This is a genomic window from Myxococcus sp. AM011 (assembly GCF_013372595.1).
Lineage (GTDB): Bacteria > Myxococcota > Myxococcia > Myxococcales > Myxococcaceae > Myxococcus > Myxococcus eversor.
The window spans coordinates 1-10,633 of the sequence record NZ_JABXEM010000336.1 but is presented as its reverse complement, the minus strand read 5'-3'; the positions used below and the strand labels follow the sequence as shown (position 1 = coordinate 10,633).

Annotated in this window: 11 protein-coding genes; all 11 read right to left on the bottom strand. The window is 66.5% G+C overall.

Annotation, left to right across the window (positions count from 1 at the left end):
- Positions 1–116: 116 nt before the first annotated feature.
- Entirely contained in the window at positions 117–1,208 is a 1,092-nt protein-coding gene (locus tag HUW62_RS42155) for a hypothetical protein (RefSeq protein ID WP_176437644.1), read from the bottom strand.
- 319 nt (positions 1,209–1,527) lie between these two features.
- Positions 1,528–2,643, bottom strand: coding sequence for a hypothetical protein (locus HUW62_RS42150; protein ID WP_176437643.1), 1,116 nt, complete (start codon positions 2,641–2,643; stop codon positions 1,528–1,530).
- 1,006 nt (positions 2,644–3,649) lie between these two features.
- The gene (locus HUW62_RS42145) at positions 3,650–3,844 is read right to left on the bottom strand and encodes a hypothetical protein (protein ID WP_176437642.1); all 195 of its coding nucleotides are present in this window, start codon (positions 3,842–3,844) and stop codon (positions 3,650–3,652) included.
- 93 nt (positions 3,845–3,937) lie between these two features.
- Entirely contained in the window at positions 3,938–4,552 is a 615-nt protein-coding gene (locus HUW62_RS42140; RefSeq protein ID WP_176437641.1) for a DUF2924 domain-containing protein, read from the bottom strand.
- A 399-nt stretch (positions 4,553–4,951) separates the two neighbouring features.
- On the bottom strand, positions 4,952–5,248 hold the full coding sequence (locus HUW62_RS42135; protein WP_176437640.1) for a hypothetical protein: 297 nt from the start codon (positions 5,246–5,248) through the stop codon (positions 4,952–4,954).
- Between the two features lie 138 nt (positions 5,249–5,386).
- Entirely contained in the window at positions 5,387–5,824 is a 438-nt protein-coding gene (locus HUW62_RS42130; RefSeq protein ID WP_176437639.1) for a hypothetical protein, read from the bottom strand.
- A 10-nt stretch (positions 5,825–5,834) separates the two neighbouring features.
- On the bottom strand, positions 5,835–7,745 hold the full coding sequence (locus HUW62_RS42125; RefSeq protein WP_176437638.1) for a hypothetical protein: 1,911 nt from the start codon (positions 7,743–7,745) through the stop codon (positions 5,835–5,837).
- 64 nt (positions 7,746–7,809) lie between these two features.
- Complete coding sequence (locus HUW62_RS42120) at positions 7,810–9,159, bottom strand: phage tail protein (RefSeq protein WP_176437637.1); 1,350 nt, start codon at positions 9,157–9,159, stop codon at positions 7,810–7,812.
- Between the two features lie 9 nt (positions 9,160–9,168).
- Positions 9,169–9,564, bottom strand: a complete 396-nt coding sequence (locus HUW62_RS42115) for a hypothetical protein (protein WP_176437636.1) — start codon at positions 9,562–9,564, stop codon at positions 9,169–9,171.
- A gap of 5 nt (positions 9,565–9,569) precedes the next feature.
- Complete coding sequence (locus HUW62_RS42110) at positions 9,570–10,265, bottom strand: hypothetical protein (protein ID WP_176437635.1); 696 nt, start codon at positions 10,263–10,265, stop codon at positions 9,570–9,572.
- A 7-nt stretch (positions 10,266–10,272) separates the two neighbouring features.
- A partial coding sequence (locus HUW62_RS42105) for a hypothetical protein (RefSeq protein WP_176437634.1) occupies positions 10,273–10,633 on the bottom strand: 361 nt, incomplete at its 5' end.

The window sequence follows — 10,633 nt, the reverse complement described above, 5'->3', positions numbered from 1 at the left end:
CACCCGATGCGGAAAGGACAGCGTCCACTGCCGGTAGGGCACATGCGGCAGCACCTGCTCCACCAGGTGCACTGCCGTCGCATGCGCTCGCTTCGCGTTGCAGGAGGGACACACCATCATTCCCCCCCGCCCTCCTTGTCCCACGGGAGCGGGATGCTCGGCGGTTGCCAGTGGAAGTCCACGCCAGTGGCGCTGAATCCGACGGGGCGACGAGGTTGCATCCGCTCTACATCGGGAGCGAGCCCATCTCGGATCAGGTCGGTCATCATCTGCTTGAAACGCTCGTCGAATGCCCGCCGCATGGCGGCCACCTCGGGAATGCCCGAGTCGTGCGGCGAGAACCGATAGAAGACGTAGGACTCGAAGCCGTTGGTCTCCATCCAGATGGTGATCGAGATCACGGCCTCGAACTGGCCCGAATCCTTCATCGCATACCGTTCGACTTGCTCGGCGAACAACTCGTGAGGGTAACTGGCGAATCCGGTGTTCAGGAGGATGAGCCCTCCCCGAAGGTCCGGCTTGGCGAGCAGCGTCCTCGTCGCCTTGACCTGCTTCGACGCCTTCTTGACGTGCCGCTGTAGCGGACCACCGAGGATGTCGAGATACGACCTGAAGTCGTCCTTGTTCAGGACCGACGGGTCCAGTGACACGATGTCCCGCCCTTGAGAGTACGGAGCGAACAGCTTCGCCAGTTTCTCTTGGTGCGCCCCCTTCTCCAGTGCCTCCTCTTGCAGGTCCTTCAACTCGAAGATGAAGTCCCCGAGCAGGTAATCGGCGTTCAGCGTCTCCTGCTTGGAGTCGTCCTGCACGACACGCTGCCCTCCAGCGTCCTCCATAACCTGCGTTATGAAGCACTCGTTGATACGAGCGGGCCGAATCAGCGAGCCCCCGTCTTTGCCCGCATCGAAGTGCTGGGGGAAGACCTTTACGAACATGCCGTGCTTCCGCGCGTGAAGGTAGGCGTCCCAGACCTCGCCACCCTGTTCACGAACTCGCTCTTCGATGAGGGTGCTCTTATTGACGTACTCCAAAAAGGTCCAGCGGCACCGCTCCACCTCAGCCCGAGCCGTAGCGAGCGCACGCTGGCGGTCATTGTCCCTGACGAAGAAGCAGATGTTGGAGGTCTGCCACTCGAAGTAGTCGGGGTGGTCAGCGTTCGGCTTAGCCCTAATGATGACCCGCTGGATGTCCTCGGTTCCGCCCGACATGGCTGTCTGACCCTCCCCGGTCTTGGTGGACAGTAGGACTATGCCGCCATGCTCCTCTGCCGTCGATGGCGACGCTCGTGCTCAATAGGGCTGTGGTTCCCTCCGAGCATAAGGAAGGAGAGAAGGGGTGTTAAAGAGTGACAGGCTGGAGCGCAGGGGCCGAGGAGGGATGCTGAAGTAGGTAGGCGCTTGAGACTTGAGAGCATAAGACGGAGTGAGCGGACTTTTGGCCCAGGTCTCCGCGTCCCCACTATCAATGGGCAGATCCTCGCACTACACCAAAGTACGAGCCAGGGAATCATATGTGAGGTCATCGTCGCTACGACGAGAAATACTTGAAAAGCGCCCCTTGGTCTCCACAATCCTCGAATCCCGTCACGTTCATCACCGCTTCTGCAAGCTTGTCTTTGCTATGCGTTCCGCCTGAAAGTTCGCGCCTGCGCATTCCCGATGCGATGATGTCCGCGCACTCCAAAAGAACCTCGCGTCCCTTTGGTATTGGCGTTATTGCCTTTAAGTACGCCTGCCCAGGGAATTCACGCACAAGGAGCTCGTGTAGAGACCTTTCAAGTTCCTTCAAATAGAGAGCATCGAACCCTACTTCGCTTTCCTTTACGATTGTCACGGCTCGACACACATTCAAACACCCGAGTTTGGAGAGCCGCCTGAGAGAGTCCACAATCAATTGCTGGGTGAGTGCAAAGAACATGTCCTGTTTGTTGCGTCGAGCGGGGAGCGCGTATCCAGCGAACAAGATTCCTGCACGACGCTTCTTGAGTTGTTTTAATAGCGCTAGAAAGGGGGCCATCGCCGCGTCATTTGTGAGCTTGTTGAAGTGAAGGGTTTCTGGCCATCCCTGATCGTCGCGCCATTTTACCAACGCGGCATGCTGCATCTCGAACTGCCGCCAGTCCAGAACGCAAATGCCCCCAACACCGGTAAATCGATCCTGAGGGTCGCCCCCAGTCTCATCAAGGAAGAAACGGATCTCCGGATCGCCTTTGCGCTGCGCGGCCAAATACTGATGAAACTCCATCTGGAGTTCTCCGCGAAGCGCAAGCGTGCGAGGAGTTGCCTGAAAGAGATTTAAGTCATTCTGGATGTGCCGTCGAGCACGCGAAATGGATTCGCTCTTCTCCAGTTCGAACAAGGCCTCCGGCGCGAAGGGATCCCATTCCAGAATAATGTCTGGCTGGAACCTTCTCCAATATCGAATGAGGAGCGCCGTGTCGCTGTCACGGGTTTCCGGAAAGTCCCGCAGGATGATGCAGACTCTCTGCTCGATGGTTGCGAACAAGGAGCTCGCTAGGGCCTGGAGCAATGCAGCACGTTCAGCCTCCCTCTTTTCGTTGGCCAGAACGTCGGATGGTTTCGTGCTTACCCACGGCTGAAGTTCCGTCAGCACTAGCTGTTCCGGAATCCGCTTGTCAGTCACGTCCCCTCCCTTATGATCACGAGGATGACACTACAGCGAGCGTATACGTTCATGGAAGGCTGCGGAAAAGCATCAGCGCGCTCACAGTCATAGGAGCGATGGAGGCCTGTTGAGGGTGGAGGAGGTGCAGAGGGGCGAAGAAGGGCCACAGACCCGGGTTCCGCTCGGGCTGCGCACCGGGCTGATGGAGAGGCCGCCCAGCCCCTTGAGGGTGTCGCCATCGGCCCCCGAGACCCACTAGACCAGCGGGATCACCGCGACCCGCTGACCCAACCGGTGACTTCGGCACGGTCCTTCGCCCAAGCCGACAACGCGCCGAAGCCGCAGGGCCATGCTCCGTCCCTCAAGAGGGCGGTTCCGAGATGCACTGCGCCGGCACGCCCACCCGCGCTCCCCCACCTACCCCTCTCCAGCCACACCTCGCTAGGGCACACGCTACCGTCAGCCTCCCACGGGCTTCTCGTGAGCCCTGGGAGACCGGGGGAATTCTGGCCCCTCGGGTCCGTGAGCGGCTTGACCTGGTTGGGCCGCATGTGACCCCAGTGTGACCCTCCAGCGGGGAATGGAACGGGACGAGACGGGACGGAGCGGGGGAACGATCCGATGTGAGATCAAGGCGTTAGCCGGTAACAGCGCGACCTGCTTAGGGTTTTGCTACCGCCTTGTTGCGGGTTCGATTCCCGCCGCCCCCCATTGAGTGAATGAAGCCCAGCAGCCTCACCGGGTTGCTGGGCTTTTTCCTTTGGCCTCGGCTCGAGCACCGCCTTCAGCGACGTGCTGGCCGCGCGCGCCTTCCCCTCGTCTCCACCGTCCGGCTGCGGCGTGGGCCTTCGCGAGCAGAGCCTCCACGTCCTGGCACTCGGCGTGTGCCAGCACCGTCATGGGGTCATCCATCGGGTCCTCCTACCTTGGCAGCCCGATGTCGTTCGGGGAAACCTCCCTCGGCAGCTCGTCGCGGTACCGCTGCCACGCGAGTGGCAGCGCCATCAGCTCTCGCTCATCGCCTCTACCTGGGCTGGACCGGGGGGGCTTTCGTCGGGGCGGGTTTCGTGTCCTCCCGCTCGGCTTGAATCTTCATCAGCTTGTCGATGATCTCGGCCTTCCTGGTTTCCCCCAGGTAGGGGAAACTGTTTCCGGTATCGATGACATAGCGGCGCAGTTTCTTGACGGTCATCGCTTCCAATTCGCTGCGTGTCTTCATGTTGTTCCCGTGGGGACGCGGGGCTGCGTTGAAGGCAGGGCCTCGGGCAGTACGAGTGCCTCGACTCCCTGCTGCGTCGTCGCCATGGCAGGCTCACCCCTCTTTCGGGGCGAAGTGCGTGGCGGTTTCGGTGGCACCCATTGCCGTAAGTTTGTTGTGCAGCGCGTGCATGACGAAGCTCCTCCGGCTCGGGAAGCCCGCTTCGCGCCACGTCTTGTCCAGGGCCTTGACGGCCTCCGCGGCGAAGGAGAAGGGGAGGACGCGGTTGCCGTCTTCGCCCACCTTTGCCTCGCGCTCTGGGCGGGGGCCCACCGGCACGCGTCCAGCCTCCGCCTCCCGAATCTTCCACTTGAGGTAGGGAATGTCGTTGCTGCCCGTCGGGCGTCCCACGACTTCGCGGTACTTCGCCTGCACCTCCTCGAGCGACATGTTGGCGAAGCGCCCGCGCTTGGGGGGCGGCTGCGTGCCCTCGGCCGTGGGGGCGGCCCGGGCCGCAGGCGCCGGAGGAGCGCTGGGGGCGGTGGCCGTCGCGCGGCGGGAGGGGCTGCGCTGCTTCTTCGCGGCAAGGGACTCCTCAATGCGGCGGATGAGGAACTTCTTGTTCGGGCTGCGCGTCTCCTCGCCAAGCACTTCGCGGTAGCGGGCGCGCAGTTCCGTCAGGTTCAGCGACTCCAGCTTCTTCGTCTTCGGTGCGGTGGTACGGGGCATGGCGGTGCTTTCCTTTTCGGGCCGTGGGTACACGTCTGCCATCCACGAGGGCGGCCCAGAGGCCCTCGTGCGGCGCTGCCCCGCTGGGCGGGGCGTCGGTGGTGGGTGGGGGACTACGTGCTGCTGGCGGCGTTTCGGCCGGCTTGGTAGGCCGCTTCGAGGGCATTCCTCAGTTCCCCTACCCCCACGTTGTGGAAGTCGAGGCTGTCGCTCCAGCGCCTCTTTAGTGTTTCGATGTCCATCTCTTCGCGCGCAATGCGCTCAAGGACTTCTTCGGGCGCCGAGGTGGGCTTCGTGGTCTTGGCGGGGCGGGGCTTGGGGGTGTCATTGTTTCGTCTTTCCGTGCGCCTTTGGAGGCGCGCGTGAGACATACGCGCTCTGTTTTGAGCGTATGGCAAGTCATTGTGCGCTGGGATTGCGCAGGTGCGCGAAGCACTCCAGGTCGATGGCGCGCGGGTCGAGATGCACGAAGGAGGTGGTTCCGCCCGGGTGAATGGGAGCCGCGTCGATGCAGTCCTCGGCCGTTACGCCCCCGAGGCGCGCCAGCTTTTCGTTGTCATTCACGTAGTAGTCGTCCGCGTCCGGATTGGCGTCGGAGCGGAGGCTGCCGCGCAACACCGCGAAGATGCGGACCCTCTGCCCCCGGAGCCCGGGGATTTCGTTGCCGAGGTAGGTGGTGTCAGTGCCGATAAACATGCGTGTCTCCCTGGCGCGCAGTAGGCGGCGCGTGAAGACATACACGCTCTGTCTTGGGGACATAGCAAGTCGAGGAGAGAGGGATTCGAGGCACCCCTGGGCATGGCGGGCGCAGGGGTGTTTGCTGGCAGTGTATGCCTATTGACTGGACTCTTCCGGTGCGCGGGGCTGCTCGTCGGGCGGCATCTCGATACGCAAGCCCTGGGGGAACCAGCGCTCGCGAGCCTCCTGTGCCAGAGGATGCGTCGCCACCTGTCTTGCGCTCCCCCCCTTGGGCTTGAGCCCCGTGTGCAGGCGCCCGCGCTGGACCAGCTCGGCATGGAGGTGGCCGACGAGGAGCCGGTGAAGGTGCCCGAAGCTGCCTGGCGCCGGATGCTCAGGCTCGCTCTCGGCGGCGCGAATGAGAAACTCGGTGGAGCGGCAGGCGGGACAGGGAGGGAGCTGGACGAGGCCGTCGTCCACGTCCTCCCGACGGGCGACGCCGACCTCAAGGGTGTCGAGGGAGAGGCGATTGCCGCTGCCGCACCGGGCGCAGCGCTGAAGTACGTCCTCGCTGGTGACTTCGTGAATGGCCATGGGGGCGCCCTTACGCGACAGCGGTGTACGAGCCGAACCAGTACGTCGCGGCGAGGCCTGGGAGGTTTTGGTGGCTGTAGAAGGCGAAGCCGTCTCTGTCCGGCACCATGACGGTGGGGTTGCCGACGAAGCTTCCGCTGGTGGCGTAGGGGCTGAGGGTGATGGAGGAGGGCGCGGTGGGAAATCGACTGCGGAACGTCACCGAGCCGCCGCCGGACAGGTTGTCGTGCGCGACGGTGTCGCTGTTGCTGTACTGGAGGCCGAGCCGGCCCACCTCGCGCACGCTGCCCGCCAACTCGAAGGAGGTGTTGCTGGCGGTGCTACTCAGCGGGAGTCGCAACGTGCGCGTCCAGGCGGCGAAGGTGGCGGTGAGGCTGGCGTCATGGAGGAACTCGGCCTCGTTGCGTGAGAGGCGGAAACCGGCGGCAGCAGCGCCGGTGGTATCCCGGGCCCAGGCGCTCCCATTCCAGGCGGCGTTGAGGGTGAACCACACCGAGTCGCTGTCGGCGTAGAGGCGCAGTCGCGCGGCGACGCCTCCCGCGCCCTGGGCGTCGAGGAGAAGGACGCGGCCGGCGCCGAGGACGGGCTGGAGGATGGCCTTGTGCTGGGCCGCCGCCGCCTCGTTGCCGCGGAAGTGCCCGCCGCTGAAGGCCCCGAGGACTTCGGCGAGGGCGGCTTCCACGGTGCCAGCCGTAAGGAGGTCGCCCGTGTCCGCGACGGAGACGGCGGAGGCCGCGTGGGCCCCCGCTCCCTGGGTGACGTGCCCGTTGAGGAAGCCCAGCAGTGCGGCCACCTGCTGTCGCAGGCTGCTGGCGGGAAGGGCATGGGGCGTCCCGGCCAGTGCGTCTCCTCCGACACGAGAGGAGCCGGGGCTGTTTGCCGTCGTCTCTCCGAGGCGGGTGACGACTTCCTGAAGCTGGGCCTGCACGCTGGTGCCGCTGACGTAGCCGTGGGGTGTGGCGCCAATGGCGCTGGCGTGGTGGGCCCCGGTGGCTGCGCCCTGGTGGGCGTTGAGGAAGCCCAGCAGCGAGGAGAGCTGCGCGTCCACGGTGCCTGCCGGCAGGAGGTTGGGCATGCCGGGCACCGCGTCCGCGCCCACGCGGGAGGCGCCCGGTGTGCCAGCAGCGGCCGAGGAGAGCTTGTCCGCGACTTCGTCCACGGCCTCCTGCACGGTGGTGGAGGTGATGAAGCCGTGGGGCGCGTAGTCCACGGCACCAGCCTCGTGTCGCCGGGCGGCGCCAGAGAAGTGCCCGGCCAGCTCGGCGTCCACCTCGTCCAGTGTCGCCTGCACCGTCTGGGCGCTGGGGCTCAGGACGTCCCAGGTGCCGCTCTCCACGGCCACGGAGGTGCCCCTCGCGAAGATGAAGGCCTGCCGGCGAGAGGTGTCCAAGTCCGCGGCGAGAATCTGCGTCTGCCCGGGGCGCCGACGGACGTCACACAGCAGCAACTCGTCGGGCTGGAGGGCAGGCTTGGGCGCCTGGCCGACGGGGCCCTCCGGCGCCTGGCGCACCACCAGCTCGAAGGACTCGTCGCGGCGGAAGTACACCTGCTGGGAGTTGCCGTCCGTGCGCGGCTCGGACAGCAGGCGGGTGAAGCGCAGGAAGATGCCCACCCACCGCTCGCTGCCGGCCGTGGAGACGTCGGTGGGAATGCCGGAGACGTCCACGGCGCAGTCCACCGTCTGGCCGGTGCCGATGAAGATGCGCTGGCCGAGGTTGTCGTAGGCGCGCGCCGGGGCCGTCAAATCGACGGAGAGGTTGGGCACGGGCGCGTGCGGCGCGGGCACCGCCCCGGAGATGACGCCGTGGACGCCCAAGTCAGAGGCGAGGTTTCTGTCCGCCTGCTCCGCCTGCGCGAAAGCCAAATCCAACTCGGCCTCCGTCACGCGCTGCCTGAAGAAAAAATCCAGCCGGTTGCTCATGCCTGTGCCCTCCAGAGGAAGGCAAAGACAGGGCGCGAGAAATCGGGGACATGCCGTAGGGCATTCAGTGCAGCGTCGTCGTCTCGCCCAGCTCGCTGAGTCCCAGCTCCCAGTGCTCCGGGAGAATGGGCGGCAGGGGCTCCACCAGGTCCACGAAGTGGGTGTGCGCGGGCTTGAGATACTCGATGAGGGTGCGCAGGCGCTGGCGCTCCGCGGGCGAGAGGAGACGCTCCACCTCGACGTTGAAGGCGTAGCGGGCGAAGCGCTCCGAGGGGCCCAGCACCCAGTCCACGCCCAGCTCGGACTCGCCCAGCACAAGGGTGTCCGAGGCGAAGGGGGAGATGGCCCTCACCTCAACTCCGAGGAAGAAGCGGATGGCGTTGCGCAGGCCCTGCGCGGTGCCCTTCTGGCGGTACATGTCCACGAGGACGGCGGCCAGGCGGCGCCGGGCGAGGACGTCCAGCTCGAAGGCGAAGGGGTTGCCCAAGTCCACGAGAATGGCGTCCAGGAAGGCCTCCGGCGCGCGCTCCAAGTCGAAGACGTCGGGGAAGGCGTCCAAGTCGGAGAGGAGCAGGTCCGTCACCTCCTGGAGGCAGGAGATGAAGCGGTGCAGGTCGCCCGTCACATCGTCGCGGCGGTTGTGGCGGGGCAGCATGTCCCAGAGCTGGAAGCTCCGGGAGGGCGGCCGGGCTGGCCGGAAGCCAGGAAAGGTGGCGCGGTGGTAGGGGGCGAGCACCGGGTTGCCGTGTGCGTCCGTCACGCCTTCCACGCGGACCTCGTACACGACGTCCGGCGTCAGCTCCGTGTCGAGGACGAGGTGGACGAGGGGGCCGTCCGCCGCGGCCTCAAGGGAGGCGACTGGGACTGCGGGCGTGCCGCGAGCCGTGAAGGTGAAGGTGAAGGTGAAGCGCGCCGAGGACGGCAGCTGAACGTCCTCGTCGAAGGCGAGGCGCACGGACTTCGGCGCCAGGGCCTGGGCACCCACGAGACGGGGCGCTGTCCTGTCCTCCACGGTAAAGGTGTACGTCTCGTCGAGGAGGTGCGCGCCGCCTGCCGTGGCCGAGGCGACGCGCACGGAGACGGAGGCCTGGCTGGCCAGCGGCACCGCCGGGTGCAGCACCACGCGCAAGGTGTCCGCCGTCTGCGTCACCTCCGCCAGAGGCCCCGCGAAGGCGGGCGTCACCTCTGCGCTGGCGCCGCCCTCGAATGCGAGGACTCCACCCACCCAGACGCGTGTGGCCGCCCGGGCGATACCGTCCATGCCGACGTCCACCAGCTCCAGCTCCAGTACGGAGTCGACGGGGACGTCCTCCTCCCCTGGGCCCGGAGCGCGGTTGAGGAGAAGGGGGCGGCGCGTCTCGGCGAAGAGGGAGACGGTGTCGACGTAGAGGGTGGGCAGCTCAACCGTGGCCATAGCGACACCTCAAGGGGAAACGAGCTCCAGGCGGACGCCTACCGTGTGGACGCCGGAGAGCTTCGAGACGTTGGCGGCCATGTCCGTGACGAGGCGCTCGCGGCCGGGGCGCCCGAGGCAGCGGGCGTACTTCACCCCGTCGACGACGAGGGACGCCTCCCAGGCCAGGCCCGCCGGGGCGGCTGAAGGCACACGGAGGCGCAAGGCGGCGCGGACCAAGTCCACGCCGGTGACGTCCACTGCTTGCGTCACCTCGGCGAAGTCCCCGGGGGCCAGCTCGAAGCGGCGCCCGGGCTCCTCGTCGCCGAGGACGAAGAGGTACTCGCCCGAGGCGGGCGTGCCCCGCTGGGGCCGGATGCGTCCCTGGCCCAGGCCGAGGCGGCTGGTGAAGGCGGTGAGGGCCATGGGCGTCACACCTGCCGGGACAGCTCGAGCGAGTCGAAGTAAGCCCGGCGGGTGACGTCCCGCACGGCGAAGCCGAAGCCGCCACGGCCCGAGGTGAGGGGCTGGCTGCCAGAGTTGATGCCGAGGGCGTCGTCGATGAAGTCGGCCATGCCTGGCACGGGCTGCCAGTCGGGAGGCGTGCCGAGCGGGTGCGCGGCCAAGTCACTCTGGAATGCCTTGACGACGACGTCGCCGTTGGCGTTGACGATGACGTCCAGCCGCAGGTGCAGCCAGGTGCCCTGGGTGAAGCTGGCCGAGGACTTCAGCAGGACGCCTGGGCCGTCCGCGTCGGGCAGCCCCGTGGCCACCGCGCCCTTGCGCAGTACCACCCGGTGCGGCTCGTCGTCGGAGAGGCCCAGGAGGTAGGCGCTGTCGTTGACGGAGGTGCCCTGGCCGCAGAGGAGGAGGAAGGGGGAGAAGCCGGTGGGGCCGCCGCCGGGCCCGCGCTGGAGGCAGCCGCGGATGCTGCCTCCCTTGGCCATGGGGGCGAAGTCCGGCAGGTTGGCGAAGAGACCCACTGCGCCCTGCGCGGCGGTGAGGGAGTTGAAGGCGAAGAGGAAGTTGCCGCCGCCCGGGGGACGGGCAATGCCCGCCGTCACGCCTCTGTCCACGGTGGCGATGTCGAGTCCTTGATTGAGGTAGCTCCAGTCTGCGAGTGCCATGGTGTCCTCACTGCGTGGCGGCCAGAGGCCAGCCAGTGTCGAAGTCCTCGGTGGGCTGCGTGGTGTTGAAGAGGGCCCCGCGCGCCGTCACGTCCTCCCAGCGCCAGGCGTAGGCCTCGTTGGTGTGCCAGCGCAGCTCGAAGTCCTCCCGCGGCGAGTCGCTGAAGCGGCTCAGCACGGAGGTGACGTCCACCCAGTCCGCGAGGAAAGGCTCCTGGCCCCACGTCTCGACGGCCTGCCTCTCGAAGTGGTGCGGGACGAGCTGCGCGGGCGGCAACTCGAAGAGGAAGCCGTCGTTGTCCCAACCTCGGGAGAAGGACTCGAAGCCCTCGCGCTGGCCGGAGAAGAAGGCGAGGGCCACAGGGACG